This is a genomic window from Streptomyces sp. NPDC001604 (assembly GCF_042893475.1).
In the GTDB taxonomy this organism is placed as follows: domain Bacteria; phylum Actinomycetota; class Actinomycetes; order Streptomycetales; family Streptomycetaceae; genus Streptomyces.
The window spans coordinates 429,598-445,887 of record NZ_JBIAUY010000002.1 but is presented as its reverse complement, the minus strand read 5'-3'; the positions used below and the strand labels follow the sequence as shown (position 1 = coordinate 445,887).

The following is a 16,290-nucleotide window of genomic DNA, read 5'->3' as shown; positions in this document are numbered from 1 at the left end:
CGTCCATGTCGTGCAGGAGGCGTCAGCCGCGGCTGCTCGCCCTGGCGAGGGCCGGGACGAACTTGAGGGCGTCCACGGTGCCGACGCCGGTCGCCAGGTCGTAGCCGTTGACGGCCTTGTAGCCGGTCACGCCCTGGTAGCTGTTGTCGGTGCCGTCGTTGACGTCGACGATGCCGTTGGCCTTGGCGTTGTGGGCGTAGAGGGCGTACAGCGCCTTCTGGATGTTGCCCACCCGGTGGCCGGCCGCCTGGTCGGCGAGGGCGACGATGCCCGAGAAGATCGGGGTGGCCTCGCTGGTGCCGCCGGTGACGTCCCAGCCGACGGCGGTCGGGTCGTAGCTGGAGTAGATCCAGGCGCCGCCGTTGACGGCCGCGGCCATCGAGACGTCCGGGGTGCCGCGGCGGGTGCCGACCTTGCTCTTCACGCCGTCCTGGAAGGACGGGCGGGTGAAGACGTGGGACTGGCCGCCACCGCCGGCGCCGAAGTCGTGCTCGGAGGCGTTGTAGACGCTGTCCGGCTTGACGCGGGCGCCCGCGTCGTTCAGGTGCAGCTCGGTGCCGCCGATCGAGGTGACCAGCGGGTCCGAGGAGGGCCAGGAGTTGACGCGCTTCTTGTAGTACGTCTTCCCGTCCAGCCTCAGGTCGGTCGCGCCGCCGTCACCGGAGGCCGCCAGCACGGTCACCTTCTTGCGGTTCGCGTCCTGGAAGGCGTACCGCAGGTTCTTGATGCTGGAGAAGTCGCCGTGGTCGAAGCCGGGGAAGGTGTTCTCCGTGGCGCCGAAGCTCTGGCTGATGACGTCGCCGACACCGTGGTCGATCAGGTGCTTCTCGGCGTCCATCATCTCCGGCAGACCGGTGGTGCCCTCGGTCTCGGAGACGGCCGTCTCCACCAGGACGATCTTGGCGGCGGGTGCCACCGCGTGCGCCAGCTCGACGTCCAGGGTGGTCTCGCCCGCCCAGCCGGTCATGTCGGAGTTCTTGGGGTCGAAGGCGGGCACGTGGCCCCACTTGACCACCTTCACCTTGGTGCTGGGCAGACCGAACTGGTGGCTGTAGACGTCGAGGTCGTGCTGGACGGTCGGAGAACCGTACGAGTCGACGATGACGATGGTGCGGCCCTTGCCGGTGACGCCCTTGCGGTAGAGGGCGTTGAGGTCGTACGCCTTGCGGTACTGCAGCGGGTTGTAGCAGTTGATGTGCCACTTGGCCTGGCACTGCTCGCTGTTCAGCGGGCTGCTCACGCTGTGGACCAGGGTGTGCCCGGCGACGGCCGGTACCGCCAGGGTGTGCGGTACGGCGGCGGGTGCGGCGGTCCCCAGTGCGGTGACCGCGAGGGCGGCGACGGACGTGGCAGCCGCGACGCCCAGCCCGATACGGGCTATGTGCATGAATCCCCCTGGATTCGGAATATCACGAAGTGGATGCGCGAAGCGGGTTCGCGAACGGCTCTGTCTCGGTCTCACGGGGTGATTCCGAGATGGTCTACGCGCATCCCATCCAATGAGTCATGCACAGTTCAAGGCCGTTGAAGCGACGATGCCGAACCCTTTACCTCCCGATTGACCGGCAACTTTCCTGATTGATCTTCAACTCTGCCGGTTGACGGTCAGCTCTCCCGTTTGATCCACTCGCTGCCGCCCAGCGGGTAGTCGTAGCCCGGGCGGCCCGCGTCGGCGCTGGTGCGGAACGCGGTGCCGGAGTTGTCGATGTGGACGGTGCCGCGGCGGCTGCCGCTGGACCAGTCCAGGGTGAGGTCCCAGCGGACGTCGTGGGCCTTGGTGTGGGCGACGACGTAGAAGACCTCCGGGTCGGACTCGCTGACCTTGTACGGGAAGTCGCGCTGGCCGCCCTTGACGGTGACCGTGGGGCTGCCGTTGTCGAGGTCGACGTCGAACGACTTGGTCTCGACGCCGCCGCCGCAGCCGACGCCCATCGAGTAGTCGTTCCACGCGAGCGGCGCGCCCCTGCTGAGGACGCGGACGTGCAGCGCCTCCAGGACGACGGTCTCCGCGCCGGTGCCCTGCACGGTGAGGGCGACCTCCTGCTCGCCCGAGGACACCGCCCCGTACGCGGCGGCCCAGCGTGTGGCGGTGTCCTCGCTCGCCGGCGGGCCGACCTGCGCGGGTTCGCTGTCCACCAGGAAGTGCTGGCTGCAGGGGCTGTCGTAGACGTAGGGGCGGGTGCCGACGGTGAGCGGGACGGGGCCGGTGGCGGAGCCGCCGGTGGACCGGTCCGGTCCCTTGCCGGACCCGGCCGTCCCGGACCCGGTGGCGGAGGCGCTGGCCGACGCGGACGGCGGGTGGTCATTCGCGCTCGGGGAGGGGGTGGCCGACGGCGTCCCGGTGTCCGAAGCGCCGCTGGTCGTGGCGCCCGCACCGACCTCCTGCCGGTCCGCCGCGTTGTTCCCGCCGCCGAAGCCCGGATGCACGGTGAGCGCGACGACTCCCAGCACGGCGGCCGCGGCGGCGGACGCGATCAGGACGGTACGGGGATGACGTGGACGGCCGGGTGGCGTGAGCGCGCGCGGTGTGTCGACGACCACCGGCTCGTCGACGTCGTCGGCCCTGCCCTCGCCCTCGTCCTCCCGCTCGCTCTCGCGACCGACGGGTTCGTGCGATGCCGCCGGGCCGGGATCCACCGCCTGGACGGCTTCTGTCTGTTCCGCTCTGCGTCCCCGTGCCGCGTCCGCCAGGATCCAGCGCCGGTGCAGCTCCACCAGCTCCTGCGGCGCCGCCCGGCAGACCCTCGCCAGGCGCTCCACCGGTGCGTACTCGACCGGCACCGCGCTGCCGTTGCAGTAGCGGTGCAGCGTCGACGTACTCATGTGCAGCCGCTTGGCCAGCGCCCCGTAACTCAGCCCCGAGCGGTCCTTGAGCTCCCGCAACAGCCGCGCGAACGCCTCGGTCTCAGCGGCCTCGCTCGCCTCCGACACGTGTTTCCCCACCCCTCCGTGTTCCCCCGTGTTCCAGTCGCGCGTTCCAGGAGCACTGCGTTCTCCCTGGTCAGAACGCGTTTCGGCGTTCCGGTGTCCCCAACAGCCCGCCACGCGTGGCAGTTGGGACGGATCACCTCACAAGCTTCCGTCATCCAATCACCACGGCCACCGAACTCCGAAGGAGCTCTGTCACATGTTCAACTTCCGCACGTCCCGCACTCGTTTCGTCGGCGCCGCCTCGACCGTGGTTCTCGCCGCGCTCTCCCTGACCGCTTGCGGTGACGGGACGGGCGCCAAGAACGAGGGTGCCGCGACGAGCACCTCAACGAACTCTTCGTCGCACATGGTCCTGGCCGGCTCCGTCGCTTCCACACGTCCCACCGGTTCGAGCGCCGCCGGTTCGAAGCGGACCGTGCGCACCCGCGCCCAAAGCAAGCCGGTCACCTGCGACGGGTCCAACACCCGTACGGTCGCGGCCCCGTTGACGCGACCCGTGAACCACATGCTGCTCACCGTGACCAACACCGGCAGCAGGACCTGCCACCTTTACGGCTACCCCGCCGTCCAGTTCACCGACGCCCAGTCCGTGCCCCCGGTCATCGAGGCGTCGAAGCCGCAGGCGGTCGTCACCCTCCAGCCCGGCGAGTCCGGTTACGCGTCGGTGATCCTGTCCGCCACCGACGGCAGCGGCGGCGACGGCCGCACGGTGAAGTCCCTCGCCGTCCACTTCTTCGGCCGCTCCATGTCCGGGAGCGTAGGCGCCGCCGCGCACCCGGCGCTGCCCGCGAAGGGCGTCCACATCGACGACTCGCTGACGGTCAGCTACTGGCAGCAGTCGATGGACGACGCCGTCGGCTGGTGACGCCGTAACGGCAAACGGGCCCAGGTCACTGACCTGGGCCCGTTCTGCGCGCGGGTTACTTGGTGAAGGCCGCGACACCGTTCGGGGTGCCCAGGCCCGTCGGGCCGTCGTAGCCCTTGCCCGACTTGCACAGGTAGTCGCTGCAGGAGCCGTTGGCGCCGTCGGTGACGTCGTTCAGCTTGTCCGGGTGGGCGTAGGGGTACGCGGCCGGAACGTCATTGCCGGGAGTGCCCGCGAGGGCGTACACGCCGGCGATGAACGGCGAGGAGGCGCTGGTGCCGCCGTACACGTTCCAGCCGCCGGACTGGTAGGTGTCGTAGACGGCGAGTCCGGTGGCCGGATCGGCGACCGCCGCGACGTCGGCGACGGCGCGCTTGGCGCAGCCGCTGTCCTTCTGCCAGGAAGGCTTGGCGTCGAACTGCGAGCAGCCCGAGCCCGCTCCGTCGCCGCCGGCGGACTTGCCCCAGACGGACTCGGACCAGCCGCGGGTGCTGCCGTCCTTCTTGAGCGAGGTGCCGCCGACGGCGGTGACGTACTGCGAGGCGGCCGGGTACTCGACGCCGTAGCCGCTGTCGCCGGAGCTGACGGTGATGGCCACGCCGGGGTGCTTGAAGTACTGGTCGTCCGAGGCGGTGTCCGCGGCCTCCTCGCTGCCGCCGTAGCTGTTGGAGACGTACTTGGCGCCCTGCTTGACGGCCTGGTTCACGGCCGCGCCGAGGTCGTCCATGTTGGCGGACTTGGCCTCGACGAGCAGGATCTTGCACTGCGGGCAGGCCGCGCTGACCATGTCGACGTCGAGGGAGATCTCACCGGCCCAACCGGCGTCCGGCGCCGGGTAGTTCGTGCCCCCGTCCTGGTCGATCTTCTTGAAGCAGCCGTTGCTCGTGCTGCACTCCGGGAGGTTGTACTGGGAGCGGTAGGCCGCCAGGTCCTTCTCGGCGTTCGGGTCGTCGTTCGCGTCGACGATCGCGACCGTGGCGTCCTTGCCGCCGTCCTTGGGCAGGTTGTACGCGGCCTGCAGATCGGCCGGTCCGAAGCCCTTGGGGGTGTCGTGGCGGCCGAGGGACTTCTGCGTCTTCAGGTCGGTGCGGACCTCCGCCTGGCACGCCATGTAGCCGGGCTCGCTCGGCTGCGAACAGAGCCGGTGCGTGTGCACCGTGGCGGCCGCGGGCGTCGCGGTGGTTGTGTTCGCGAAGGCCGAGGACTGCGAGGCGACGGCCAGGCCGCCGGTGATCAGAGCCGCTGCCGACAGCAGTGCGGGCGCGCTGCGGCGTATCAGGTTCCTTCTGCGGTGAGAACTCAATGAACTGCCCTCCGTGGGGGGATGGGTGGCTCCTTGTCGGCGGCCGGAACCGCCCACGCCATGACTGATGTCACGTGCATGACAAGCGGTTTCCGTTGGGGGTGGCCGAGTGGGGAACCCTGTTCCGGGCATTGCGTTGGCTGCCACCCCGGTCAGTGGTGGCTCTCCATGAGGTTATTGACAGTTTGCCGAAGAGAACAGCGCGAGTTGGTAAAACCTCGGTCCCCAACTCCACTGCGCCGACAGGTACCTTGTGCAGCCATGGAGCTTGAAGACGGAACCATCAACGACCTGATGTCACTGGGCCTGGCCCGGTACGAGGCACGGGTCTACCTGGCACTCGTCAGGCGTGGCTCCTACACGGCCGCCGAGGTCGCCCGGGAGGCCGACGTGCCGCGCCAACGCGTCTACGACGTGCTGGACGCGCTGATACGGCGGCAGTTGGCCACCTCTCACCCCGGCCGCGTGGCCACGTACTCCGCCGTCACGCCCGAACTGGCCCTCGCCCGGCTGATGGCGCGGCAACGCGAGTCCGTCGAGCGCCTGGAGCAGGTCTCGCAGGGGCTGGCCGGAGTGCTGCAGCCGCTGTGGTCCCAGGGGCGGGAGCACACCGATCCGCTGGACTACATCGAGATCCTGCGCGACCCGAAGGCGATCGCCGAGCGCTTCGCCGACATCCAGCGGCAGGCGCAGCACGAACTTCTCACCTTCTGCAAACCCCCGTTCGTCGCGCCCGCGGACAACACCGAGGGCATCGCAGTGGTCCGGCGGCTCCACCGCTCCGGCGGCACCGTCCGGGCGATCTACCTCGACGACGCCCTGGCCGACCCCGAGACGGCGGAGCACGTACGGCGCTTCGCCGCCGCGGGGGAGGAGGCCCGTTTCGCCCCCGAACTGCCCCTGAAACTCGTCATAGCCGACGCCTCCTTCGTCCTGTGCGACATGCCCGACCCGGTGGCCGGCGCCGGCTCCACCACCACACTCTTCATCGAACACCCGGCCCTCGCGGCCTGTCTGCGGCTGGCTTTCCACACCGTGTGGAAGGAGGCCGCACCCGGGCGGTGATCACGGACCACAGGCCCGCTCGAGTGGCGAAGGACGGCTCGGAACAGGCGCTTGTGCCCCAGCCGGCCGGCGGCGATCCACGCCCACGATCACGTGGTACGACGCGGGCGAGGTGTCAGTGCATGCCCGCCGCGTCGAGCAGGGTGGTCACCGTGGGTGCGACGAGCCCCGGCAGTGTGTCCGCGCCGATGCCCGCGCGGGCGCTGGCGCCGTCGAACACCAGGCTGAGCTGACGGGCCAGCAGATCGGGATCGCTCGCCCCGCCCTGTTCGGCCTCGGTGCGGAAGAAGCCGGTCAGGTTCTCCTTGACCCGGTGAGCGACCCGGCTGGCGGGGTGGCTCTGATCCTTGAGCTCGATCTGGACGGCCAGATAACGGCAGCCCCGGAACTCGGGCGCGTCCGACTCCGACTCCACCCGCTCGAAGACGTGCAGGATCCGCTCCCGGGGCGGACGGTCGTCGTCCGGCGCGGGCAGGAGCGTCGCCGCGTAGGCGGCCGCGCGCTGCTCCAGGCTCGCCGCCAGCAGTTCGTCCTTGCTCTCGAACAGCTGGTACATGGAGCGCTTCGACACCCCCGCCGCCTTGCACAGGGCGTCCACGCCGATACCGACACCCTCTCGGTAGGTGAGCGCGGCCGCCGCCTCGAGCAGCCGCTCTCGGGCGCTTTGCTTCGCCTCGGTGGTCATCCTGCGAGGTTAGCTCGATTCCGACGGCATGAAAACTGATCGGTTTCCGGTGCTTGTACTTGGAAACCGATCGGTTTACGGTGGGTGGAAACCGATCGGTTTCACATTCTCCGGAGGAAGTCATGACCGCATTGAAGGGCGCGAACGTCTTCGTCACCGGCGGCAACCGTGGCATAGGCAAGGCGCTGGTGGAACAGCTGTACGAGCGTGGTGCCGGCAAGGTCTACGCCACGGCCCGCGATCCGCGCGGCGTGACGCACCCCGACGCGGTCCCGGTGGCGCTGGAGGTCACCGACCCGGCCTCCGTGGCGGCGGCCGCCGCACAGGCCCAGGACGTCACCGTGCTGATCAACAACGCCGGTGCCGCGGTCGGCGCGTCCTTCCTCGGCTCCCCGGTGGACGACGTACGCCGGGAGTTCGAGACCAACTTCTACGGCCCGCTCCTGGTCGCCCGGGCCTTCGTGCCGGTCATCGAGCGCAACGGCGGCGGCCACATCCTGAACGTGCACTCCGTGCTCTCCTGGCTGGCCCTCGGCGGCTCCTACAGCGCCTCCAAGGCCGCCCTGTGGTCGCAGACCAACTCCCTGCGCCTGGAGCTTCTGCCACGCGGCATCGGCGTCACCGGACTGCACGTGGGTTACGTGGACACGGACCTCGCGGCGGACGTCGACGCACCCAAGTCCGACCCCCGTGACGTCGCCCGACTCGCCCTCGACGGCGTCGAGACGGACGCGTACGAGGTGCTCGCCGACGACATCTCGCGGCAGGTCAAGGCGGGTCTGGCGGGAGACCTGCCGGGGCTGTACGCCCAGCTGGCGAAGTAAGCCCTTTCCCATACGAGGAGTCGGTGAGATGCCCGCCCAGGAGTCAGGCCCCACGATCCACCTCCCGGGGACCACCAGCCACACGATCCCCCCTCGCAGCGACCGTGAGGGACAGCTGCACTACCTCAAGGCGGGCAGCGGTGCGCCCGTGGTCCTGCTGCACACCGTGCGCACCCAGGCCGAGCACTTCCGCCACCTCGTCCCGCTGATCGCCGGCCGGTACACCGTGTACGCCCTCGACCTGCCGGGGATGGGCCACTCCGAGATCGTGCCGGGTGCGTCGTACGACGAGCCGGCGATGCGCGCGGGGGTCAAGCGACTGCTCACCGAACTCGACCTGAACGACGTGACGTCGGTCGGGGAGTCCATGGGGGCGGTACTCGCCCTGACCACGGCCGCCGATCTCCCGGAGCGGGTCCGGCGGGTCGTCGCGGTGAACGCGTACGACTTCCGCGGCGGGATCGCCCGGTCCGGCCTCCTCGCCCGTGTGGTGGTCGGCGGGGTCCTCGCGCCCGGAGTGGGTCCGGTGATCGCCGGGGTCGAACCCAGGCCCGTCCTCCGCAAGATCCTCCGGGGCGGCCTCGGCGACAGGACCGCACTGCGCGAGGACTACGTCGACGAACTCCTCCGGGTGGGCACCCGCCCCGGCTACCCGACCGTCGCCCGCGCCGTGTACCAGGCCCTGCCCAGCCTCATCGCGGCCCGCTCGCGCTATCCGGAGGTCAAGGCGCCCGTCCACCTCGTCTACGGCGAGAAGGACTGGTCCCGGCCCTCGGACCGGGAGGCCAACCGGCGGCTCCTGCCGGCCGCCGGGTTCACGCAGGTGCCGAAGGCCGGCCACTTCATCGCCCTGGAACGGCCCGACGTACTGGCCGGCCTGCTGAACGGGGCGGACTGACCGCCCCGGAACTGTTGTGCGCGCGCTCGGCCTCCTCATGGAAGTGGCCGGCGCCCGCGGCGCCCCGGTGACGGGCGGAGTGATCACCGCAGGCGTGATCGGAGCGGGCCTCGTCCGCCGGTGCCGCCGCACACCGGCCCCGGTGACGCCGCCGACGAAGGACGGCGACGTTTCGGGCCGGGCAGACCCGGACACCTCCGCCTGACGCACCGCTGGCGACCCGGCGGCGCACCGGCGCGCAGGCGACGGCTGCCGATGAACGCCGGTCGCCGGCCGCATCCACCCCCGGCGGGTGATCCGCTGGTGTGGGCGAAGCGGCCCCGGGTGGTATTGAATGAGCTGTGCGGTCAGGAATCTCGGGGCCCTGTCGCCCGGGTTCTGATACGACCCCGGCGCTGTGCCGGGGCCGGCGAGCGAGCTGAGAGAGCCGCATGGACTCCACCCCCTCCCCTTCGTCCGCGTCGCCGTTCGACATGGTCAGCGGCGCTTTGGCGCGGTACATGCCGGGCGAGGGAGCGGCGGCCGGCGGTTCCGCCGATCAGCAGGACGACAGCGCCGCCCGCCCACGCGCAGCCGCCGAGCCGGCCCCCGGCCGCCCGGAGCAGATCCTCGGCGCGGTCAGCCTGGACCGGGACCTGAGAATCACCCGCTGCAATCTGGACGCCCCCGTCTTCGCGGGGGTGAAGGCCGTGACCGGGAAACCCTTCGTGGATCTGCTGCCGCCCTGGGACGTACCGACGGTCACCCGGCGGCTGCGGCAGGTCCTCGAGACCGGTGAGCCGCACGTCGCCCGGGTCCAGCGGCTGCGGCGCGGCGACGGTTCGGAGCTGGTGGTCTCGATGAGCATCCTGGCCGCCGCTGCGCCCCAGGAGGGCCTGACCGTCTCCCTGATCGCCATGGCCAGGAGGCTGCACCTGTACGCCGCCGAGACCGCGATCGGCACCTCCCTGGACATCGGCGAGACCGCACAGTCACTGGCGCAGTCCCTGCTGGCCTGGGGAGACGTGACCGCCATCGACCTCGACTTCGCCGTATGGACGGGCGAGGTGGTCACGGGGCGGCCGCAGGACCGCATCCGGCTGCGGCGGGCGGCCCTGGTGCCGGACCGGGCCTGGCCCGACGGCTATCTGACCCCGGGCGAGGACCTTCCCGGCGATGCGAGCCGCCTGCTGGCCCAGGCGATACGGCGTGACGACGCCGCGCAGGCCCTCGTCATACCCGACCGGAGAGCGATCGAGCGGGTGCTCGGCAGCCCGCGGCTGGTCCGTGCCCTGGTGCCCGGCGACGAGGCGGCGGCCGTGGCATGCGTACCGCTCGTCCTGGACGGCACGCCGCCCGTCGTCCTGGGGGTGGCGGAGGTCTGGCGGCGGGCGGACCGCCCCTTCGAGGACAGCGAGCTGCTCGACCTCCAGGAGCTGGTGGCCAGGACCTCCCACCACGTCGACCTGGCCCGTCAGCACCAGCGCGAGCACACCCAGGTGCTGGCACTGCAGCGCCGGCTGCTGCCCCGGTCCGGCGGCGACACCATCGAGACCGCCAGCGTCTACCAGCCCGCCACCCCCGACAGCGCGGGCGTCGGCGGTGACTGGGTGAACAGCTTTCCGCTGCCGGACGGCCGTACGGCGCTGGTGGTCGGTGACGTCGTCGGGCACGGCCTGGGAGCCGCCGCGACCATGGGACAGCTCAGCATGGAGGCCCGCGCGCTGCTGTCCGCGGGCCTGGCGCCCGACGAGGTGCTGGAGCACCTGGACGAGACGGTGTCACTGCTGGACGACGCGGAGTCCGGGCTGGCGGCCGGCTACAGCGCCCTCGGCTCGACCTGCTGCATCGCGGTCTACGACCCGGTCAGCCACCACGTGGCCCTGGCCAGCGCCGGCCATCTCCCCCCGATCCTGATGCCCCCGGGCGGACCAGCCGGCCCGGTCGCCGTGCGAACCCATCCCGGGCTGGGCGCCGAGTTCGCGCTGCGGGAGCCGTACCAGGTGCACGCCTTCGCCGCACCCCCGGGCTCACTGCTCGCCCTCTACACCGACGGCCTGGTGGAGGATCCTGCACTGTCGATCGACGAGGGCATCAGCAGGCTGGCGGACGCCGTGTCCACGGTGCACCCCTGGGACGGCCTGCAGCAGGCCGCCCGGCACCTGGTCTCCGCACTCGCGCCGGCGCACCGGCGCGACGACGTGACCCTGCTGCTCGCGCGCATGATCGGCTACCGCAAGGGGGACACCGCGACCTGGCGGCTGCCCGCCCGGGTCGACGCGGCCGCCCGGGCCCGGGCGCTGGTCTCCGCACTGCTGAGGCAGTGGCGCATCAGGGACGAGACCCAGGACAGGGTGCTGCTGGTGGTCGACGAACTCGTCGCCAACGCGGTCCGCTTCGCCGGCGGACCCCTCACGGTACGGCTGATCAGGACCGGCCACGGACTGCTGTGCGAGGTGGGCGACACCGGCAACGGCCGGCCGCGGCTGGGCCGGGGCGGGCTCCTCGACGACAGCGGTCGGGGCCTGCACGTCGTGCACGGCCTCACCAGCCGGTGGGGTGTGCGCTGGACGGACAACGGCAAGGTGGTCTGGGCCTCGGTCGAGAGGTGACTGAGCCTTCCCGGCTTACAGCCACTCGCCTTCCAGGGCGGTGGCCGTCAGGCCCGGGGCCGCCGCGTACAGGACGGCACGACTGCCCGGTTCCTGCCCGGCGTCGTAGGCCCTGCGCATGATGTCGAACACGGCGGCGCCTCCGCGGTTGCCGGTGGTGTAGCTGTCCCGGCTGTAGTCCAGCAGCCCCGACGGCCACCCGTCGGGCATCGTCTGCTCCATGTACTCCAGCACGCGCGTCCCGCCCGGGTGCGCGAGCAGCACATCGGGGTGCCAGGAGTCGGGGTCGTCCTGGTAGCGCAGGCGCAGCCACTCCCACATCGCGGTGACCGTCTCCTGCACGGCCCGCGGCCCGCGCCGGTCCATCACGAAGTGGGTGCCGTCCTCGCGGGTCTCCAGGCGGTGCAGGTCCTGGGTGCCGGGCAGGGTGTGGTTCCAGGAGGCGTCCAGCCGCAGCGCCGACTCGGGCCTGGGGCGGCCCGTGACCACCGCGGCGACCGCGGTGTCCGCGAACAGCAGCCGGACGATCAGGGACTCCAGCGTGTCGTCGGCGGGCTGGTACGTCGTGCTCAGCGCCTCCGCGATCACCACCAGGACCACCCGGTCGGGGTCCGCGGCCACGAGATCCGCCGCCAGCGCCAGCGAACGGGTCCCGGCTATGCAGGCCCACTGCGTGGCCGGCAGCAGCAGCACGTCGTCCCGGAGCGGGAGCTTGTTGGCGAGGGAGACGTCCAGCCCCGGCAGCGCCGGGGTGGTGGAGTGACTGGTGATCAGACAGTCGACGTCCATGGTGTCCAGGCCCGCGATCTGCAGGGCCCCGCGCGCCGCACGCTCCCCGCAGGACTGCACGGCCGCCCAGGCCGGCGCGGTGCGCTCCTGAACGGTCTGCGGCGCGGGTATCGCCTCCAGGGCGGCGATCACACGGTCGACGTCCTGCTCGGTGAACCCGTCACCGGCCAGCGCCTCCCGGGCCGGGCCGATGCCGGCAGCCGGCAGGCCGCCCCCGCCGCCGGGTGCGACGGCGGCCTCCAACGGCAGCATCCAGCCGCGGGATTCGATGCCCGTACTGGCCGCGATGCCGTCGATGCGCGGCGCCCACGCCGCGTCCGGGTGGCGATCGCGCACCTCCGCCACGATCTGGCTGGTCTGCACGGTGTGTTCGCCGTGTATCACGGCAGGCGGGCACAGGTAAGCGGCCATGGTGGCACCTTTCTCCGGGGGAGGGGGCGAGGCGGAACGCCACGAACACCGAGTCATGGGCCACTTGGGCGCTTTGTGTCCAAGTAAATGGCGTTTCGCTCCACTTCGGGCTTCTTGAGCCGCTTCGAGGATGGACGCCAAATGGGCATTTACGCTGTGATCTGGACAACTTGGCTGGTTATTGGTGTGCGTGAGACGGCGCACATGTGGGGTGATTTGTCCCCTTTGTGTTCATCCGTCGCGTCAACAGCTCACCCTGTCACCGGCCAACTGCTCTTCGATCAGATCGGCGGCGCGGCGGGTGCCGCCCTCGGCGCGGACCTCGGACCACAGCCATGCCGAGCGCGCGGCGACCTGGGGATCACCGATCAGTTCCATCAGCGCGGTACGGAGTGCCGCCGCCGTGATGTCCGCGGCGTCGACCCGGCGGGCGACGCCCAGTTCGACGAGCCGGTCGGCGTACAGGGACTGGCCGGGACCGTTCGGCACCGCGATCATCGGCACTCCGCTGCACAGGCCCTGGCTGCTGCTGTCCATCCCGGTGTGCGTCACCCACACGTCCGCCTGCTCGAGAACGGTCAACGGCGAGGCCCACGGCCGCACTTCGAAGTTACGGGGAATCCGCTCGCCCAGATCGTCGGCATTGCCCGTCTGCAGCACCACATGCCAGCCCGGGAGATCCGTGAACGCGGCCGCGCACTGGTGGTAGATCTCCCGTGCCGCGTGGTACGCCGAGCCGGCCAGCGACACCAGCAGCACCTTCTTCGCCCCGGCCGGCCGGGTCCAGCCGTCCTGCTCCCGCTCGGCGCCGACGCACGGGCCGACGAACGTCACCGCCTCGGCGTCGACACGTTCCGCAAGCGGCTGCATGGCGCGCGGGATCATGGCCAGCACCCGCTTCGGACGGCCGGTGAACTCCTCCATGTTCGTGGTCACCGCACCGCACCGGGCCAGCCAGTCCGCGAACCGCGCCCGGTAGGCGGGGCCTCCGGGCAGCCGGTCGTACGCCGCGCCGATCTCCTCCTGAGCACCCTCCCAGGCCACATGCCCCGCGGCCAGTTGGACGACGCTGCGGCCCTGCGCCTCGGCCAGCGCACGGCCCGCGTACGCGCCGACGTCGTAGAGATAGAGATCGGCGGGAGCGTCGTCGTACACGGCGTGCAGCTGAGGCAGCACGCTCATCGCCTCGTCGAGGAAGCGGGAGGCGGATGCGATGGGATCCCGCGGCCAGTCGTGGCCGGCGACCGGGAGAGTGGACGTGACGTCGATCGGCTCGGCGCCGGTGGAGGCGACCAGCTCGGCGAAGGGGCCGGCGTTGGCGTACGTCACGCGATGACCGCGCGCCACAAGCTCACGGATGATCTCCAGACTGGGCAGCACATGCCCGACCAGAGGCGTACCGACCATGGCGATATGAGCAGAACGGTGCATGTCCGGACTTCCTTGGATAGAGGGCTACGACACAGCAACGCCGAGAAGCCCGCCCGAGCAACGCGCTCCTCACCCCGAACCGCACAGCGCCGTTGCCCCCGCAGCCGTTCCGCACAGCCCCGCATCCCATTCGCCCGTTCCAGGGTGACTGTGTTCTCCCAGGTCAGGTGGCGTTCCGGCGTTCCAGCGTCCCCAACAGCCCGCTGGGCGTGGCGGTTGGGACGGACCGCCTCGCAAGCTTCGGTCATCCGATCAGCACCACCACCCGAACACCTGAGGGGCACAGCAACATGTCCGGTCTCCGTACCTCCCGCACCCGTCTCGCAGCCACCGCCGCAACCGCCGTTCTCGCCGCGCTCTCCCTGACCGCCTGCAACAACGGCACGGGCGCCCACGACGAGGGCGCAGCGTCGACGACCTCCACGAGCCCTTCGTCCGGCGCGACTTCGTCGGGCACGGCCTCCAACTCCACGGGCACGACCGGCTCCACGGGTACGGCCTCCAACGCCACGGGCACGACGGGCTCCACGGGTACGACGGGCTCCTCCGGCGGCAAGTCCACCACCGGGTCCACCACCGGTTCGAAGGCCGCCGGCGGCACCTACGCGTCGAAGGCGCCCGGCGCGCCGGTCACCTGCGAGGGCTCCAACACCAGGACGGTCGCGGCCCCGCTGACCCGCCCCGTGAACCACATGCTGCTCACGGTGACCAACACCGGCAGCAGGACCTGCTTCCTCTACGGCTACCCGGCCGTCCGGTTCACCGGGGCGCAGGCCGTGCCGCCGGTCATCAAGGACTCGCAGCCGCAGGCGGTCGTCACGCTCGAGCCGGGCCAGTCCGGGTACGCGGCCATCAGCCTGTCCGCCACCGACGGCAGCAGCGAGGGCGGTCACACCGCGAAGTCCCTGGCGGTCTACTTCTCCCCTCGCTCCATGAGCGGGAGCGTCGGCGCCGCCGCCCACCCGCCGCTGCCCGCGAAGGGCGTCTACGTCGACGACTCGATCAAGGTCACGTACTGGCAGCAGGAGATGGGCGACGCCATCAACTGGTGACACCTGAGCGCCCGTTCGGCGAACCGCATCCACCGACCCGGAAGGCAGGCAACCCACCATGCGCAGCACCCGCAGGATCACCCGCTTCGTCACCGCCTACGTCGGCGCGGCCTTCCAGGTCGTCGTCATGGGCAGCACGAGCCGCCTGGCGGAGGAGGCGGGGGTCCTCCGCCGCGGCCACGCGGTCTGAGTGGCGCGTGGCACAGCGGACGCCGGGCGGCTCCCTCCCCGTGCGGGCGAGGGCCGCCACCGCGGGATCGCGGTGCACCCGGGGGCTGGACGTGCAGATACGGCAGGTGCAGATCTCGGACCCCTACGGTCCGCTGCGCGCCGGGGAGATCGAGCTCCAGGTCACCGAAGCCGGGGCGGCCCCTCCCGTACGGGCAGGCCATGACGCACTGGGAGGACGCGCTCTTTCTGGTGCCCGCCGGCAAGGGCGTGACAACGGTGGCGGGCCGTCCGCCCGTTGGGGGCCGTTACGAGGCGTTCCGGGTACTCCCCGACGGCCTCCCGCACCTCCCGGATGCCGCACGCGCCCGCGTGTTCAGGCGGAGCCGGAGCCGGCACGGCCCGCCGCTTCGTCGGCGGCACGGCGGTACTCGGCGTTGATGCGCTGCGCTTCCTCGAGCTGGTCCTCGAGGATGACGATGCGGCATGCGGCGTCGATCGGAGTCCCCTTGTCGACGAGCTCCCGGGCGCGCGCGGCGATCCGCAGTTGGTAGCGGGAGTACCGGCGGTGTCCTCCCTCCGAGCGGAGGGGAGTGATCAGACGAGCCTCACCGAGGGCTCGGAGGAAGGCCGGCGTCGCGCCGAGCATCTCGGCTGCCCGGCCCATCGTGTACGCGGGATAGTCGTCGTCGTCCAGACGATCATTCAGGGGGTTGTCCGATGTCATGTCACCTCGCTGTGCAACGCGTCGAGGGGCCCTGGCGCCGTACGGCACCAGGGCCCCGAAGGAAATTCAACACCATCTGTCGGCCCTACTGCTGTGCCGACCTTCTGTGTCCGCTACCGGCCCGGCAGAGGGGGGTGCGGGGGGATCGCAGCTGCTTGACCGGGGACCACCATCCATTCCGGGGTCTTGCGGTACCCGGGCCGAGTGCTTCTCGGGCCGGGCGATCCTGATGGCGTCTGCTCCTCCGTTCCTCTTTGAACCAACCACTGATGGAACTGGTACTGCTGTTGGCGGCTCCTTGTCGTGCGAGCCGCCCAGTGCGGCTCTCAGTCCCGTCACCGTTCTGGGAACTCTCTGGCTTCGAGGCTCGAGAGCCGCACTGACCTGCGTACTTCGTCTTCATCCACCCGCCAGTTCGTGTCTGGCGGATCTCGTCGACCGTGTCTACGAGAAGAAGCGTACCCACGTCAGGAACGAAAATCTACTCCAGCGAGAGAAGATTTCACTCGTCTGGTGGAGGAGGAATCCGACCGTGGCCGGCCCGCGCCCG

The 16,290-nt window shown here is 70.9% G+C and carries 15 protein-coding genes; 8 read left to right on the top strand and 7 right to left on the bottom strand.

Annotated features, from left to right (window positions below):
- Nucleotides 1-22 precede the first annotated feature (22 nt).
- Entirely contained in the window at nt 23-1,387 is a 1,365-nt protein-coding gene (locus ACFY1E_RS07245) for a S8 family serine peptidase (protein WP_389072484.1), read from the bottom strand.
- A 218-nt stretch (nt 1,388-1,605) separates the two neighbouring features.
- A complete protein-coding gene (locus ACFY1E_RS07240) occupies nt 1,606-2,931 on the bottom strand; it encodes a helix-turn-helix domain-containing protein (RefSeq protein ID WP_389072481.1) in 1,326 nt (441 codons plus the stop codon).
- A gap of 196 nt (nt 2,932-3,127) precedes the next feature.
- On the opposite strand from ACFY1E_RS07240, the gene ACFY1E_RS07235 reads away from it, so the two are divergent.
- On the top strand, nt 3,128-3,796 hold the full coding sequence (locus ACFY1E_RS07235) for a DUF4232 domain-containing protein (RefSeq protein WP_389072479.1): 669 nt from the start codon (nt 3,128-3,130) through the stop codon (nt 3,794-3,796).
- 55 nt (nt 3,797-3,851) lie between these two features.
- Here ACFY1E_RS07235 and ACFY1E_RS07230 read toward each other — a convergent pair whose 3' ends face one another.
- Entirely contained in the window at nt 3,852-5,099 is a 1,248-nt protein-coding gene (locus ACFY1E_RS07230) for a S8 family serine peptidase (RefSeq protein WP_389072476.1), read from the bottom strand.
- 261 nt (nt 5,100-5,360) lie between these two features.
- On the opposite strand from ACFY1E_RS07230, the gene ACFY1E_RS07225 reads away from it, so the two are divergent.
- Nucleotides 5,361-6,164, top strand: coding sequence for a TrmB family transcriptional regulator (locus tag ACFY1E_RS07225; protein WP_389072474.1), 804 nt, complete (start codon nt 5,361-5,363; stop codon nt 6,162-6,164).
- 115 nt (nt 6,165-6,279) lie between these two features.
- On the opposite strand, the gene ACFY1E_RS07220 is transcribed toward ACFY1E_RS07225, so the two are convergent.
- Nucleotides 6,280-6,849 (bottom strand): TetR/AcrR family transcriptional regulator, encoded by a 570-nt coding sequence (locus ACFY1E_RS07220; RefSeq protein ID WP_389072472.1) that lies wholly within the window; start codon nt 6,847-6,849, stop codon nt 6,280-6,282.
- A 122-nt stretch (nt 6,850-6,971) separates the two neighbouring features.
- Here ACFY1E_RS07220 and ACFY1E_RS07215 point away from each other — a divergent pair, with 122 nt between their 5' ends.
- From ACFY1E_RS07215 to ACFY1E_RS07200, 4 genes are all read left to right on the top strand, one after another.
- A complete protein-coding gene (locus ACFY1E_RS07215; RefSeq protein ID WP_389072469.1) occupies nt 6,972-7,673 on the top strand; it encodes an SDR family oxidoreductase in 702 nt (233 codons plus the stop codon).
- A 28-nt stretch (nt 7,674-7,701) separates the two neighbouring features.
- Nucleotides 7,702-8,571 carry an alpha/beta fold hydrolase gene (locus tag ACFY1E_RS07210; RefSeq protein WP_389072467.1) on the top strand — a complete coding sequence of 290 codons (870 nt, stop codon included), beginning with the start codon at nt 7,702-7,704 and terminating at the stop codon, nt 8,569-8,571.
- A 16-nt stretch (nt 8,572-8,587) separates the two neighbouring features.
- The gene (locus ACFY1E_RS07205) at nt 8,588-8,776 is read left to right on the top strand and encodes a hypothetical protein (protein WP_389072464.1); all 189 of its coding nucleotides are present in this window, start codon (nt 8,588-8,590) and stop codon (nt 8,774-8,776) included.
- A 226-nt stretch (nt 8,777-9,002) separates the two neighbouring features.
- The gene (locus ACFY1E_RS07200) at nt 9,003-11,162 is read left to right on the top strand and encodes a SpoIIE family protein phosphatase (RefSeq protein WP_389072462.1); all 2,160 of its coding nucleotides are present in this window, start codon (nt 9,003-9,005) and stop codon (nt 11,160-11,162) included.
- A gap of 15 nt (nt 11,163-11,177) precedes the next feature.
- On the opposite strand, the gene ACFY1E_RS07195 is transcribed toward ACFY1E_RS07200, so the two are convergent.
- Nucleotides 11,178-12,362, bottom strand: coding sequence for a type III polyketide synthase (locus tag ACFY1E_RS07195; RefSeq protein ID WP_389072459.1), 1,185 nt, complete (start codon nt 12,360-12,362; stop codon nt 11,178-11,180).
- 243 nt (nt 12,363-12,605) lie between these two features.
- On the bottom strand, nt 12,606-13,793 hold the full coding sequence (locus ACFY1E_RS07190) for a macrolide family glycosyltransferase (RefSeq protein ID WP_389072457.1): 1,188 nt from the start codon (nt 13,791-13,793) through the stop codon (nt 12,606-12,608).
- A 290-nt stretch (nt 13,794-14,083) separates the two neighbouring features.
- Here ACFY1E_RS07190 and ACFY1E_RS07185 point away from each other — a divergent pair, with 290 nt between their 5' ends.
- On the top strand, nt 14,084-14,845 hold the full coding sequence (locus ACFY1E_RS07185; RefSeq protein ID WP_389072455.1) for a DUF4232 domain-containing protein: 762 nt from the start codon (nt 14,084-14,086) through the stop codon (nt 14,843-14,845).
- Nucleotides 14,846-14,903: 58 nt separating this feature from the next.
- Nucleotides 14,904-15,035, top strand: a complete 132-nt coding sequence (locus tag ACFY1E_RS07180; protein WP_389072453.1) for a hypothetical protein — start codon at nt 14,904-14,906, stop codon at nt 15,033-15,035.
- 354 nt (nt 15,036-15,389) lie between these two features.
- On the opposite strand, the gene ACFY1E_RS07175 is transcribed toward ACFY1E_RS07180, so the two are convergent.
- A complete protein-coding gene (locus ACFY1E_RS07175) occupies nt 15,390-15,740 on the bottom strand; it encodes a MerR family transcriptional regulator (RefSeq protein ID WP_389072450.1) in 351 nt (116 codons plus the stop codon).
- Nucleotides 15,741-16,290: the final 550 nt, after the last annotated feature.

Coding starts and splice junctions, on each gene's coding strand:
- ACFY1E_RS07245 (WP_389072484.1), bottom strand. CDS start 1,387: ATGCACATAGCCCGTATCGGGCTGGGCGTCGCGGCTGCCACGTCCGTC.
- ACFY1E_RS07235 (WP_389072479.1), top strand. CDS start 3,128: ATGTTCAACTTCCGCACGTCCCGCACTCGTTTCGTCGGCGCCGCCTCG.
- ACFY1E_RS07225 (WP_389072474.1), top strand. CDS start 5,361: ATGGAGCTTGAAGACGGAACCATCAACGACCTGATGTCACTGGGCCTG.
- ACFY1E_RS07220 (WP_389072472.1), bottom strand. CDS start 6,849: ATGACCACCGAGGCGAAGCAAAGCGCCCGAGAGCGGCTGCTCGAGGCG.
- ACFY1E_RS07215 (WP_389072469.1), top strand. CDS start 6,972: ATGACCGCATTGAAGGGCGCGAACGTCTTCGTCACCGGCGGCAACCGT.
- ACFY1E_RS07210 (WP_389072467.1), top strand. CDS start 7,702: ATGCCCGCCCAGGAGTCAGGCCCCACGATCCACCTCCCGGGGACCACC.
- ACFY1E_RS07200 (WP_389072462.1), top strand. CDS start 9,003: ATGGACTCCACCCCCTCCCCTTCGTCCGCGTCGCCGTTCGACATGGTC.
- ACFY1E_RS07195 (WP_389072459.1), bottom strand. CDS start 12,362: ATGGCCGCTTACCTGTGCCCGCCTGCCGTGATACACGGCGAACACACC.
- ACFY1E_RS07190 (WP_389072457.1), bottom strand. CDS start 13,793: ATGCACCGTTCTGCTCATATCGCCATGGTCGGTACGCCTCTGGTCGGG.
- ACFY1E_RS07185 (WP_389072455.1), top strand. CDS start 14,084: ATGTCCGGTCTCCGTACCTCCCGCACCCGTCTCGCAGCCACCGCCGCA.
- ACFY1E_RS07180 (WP_389072453.1), top strand. CDS start 14,904: ATGCGCAGCACCCGCAGGATCACCCGCTTCGTCACCGCCTACGTCGGC.
- ACFY1E_RS07175 (WP_389072450.1), bottom strand. CDS start 15,740: ATGACATCGGACAACCCCCTGAATGATCGTCTGGACGACGACGACTAT.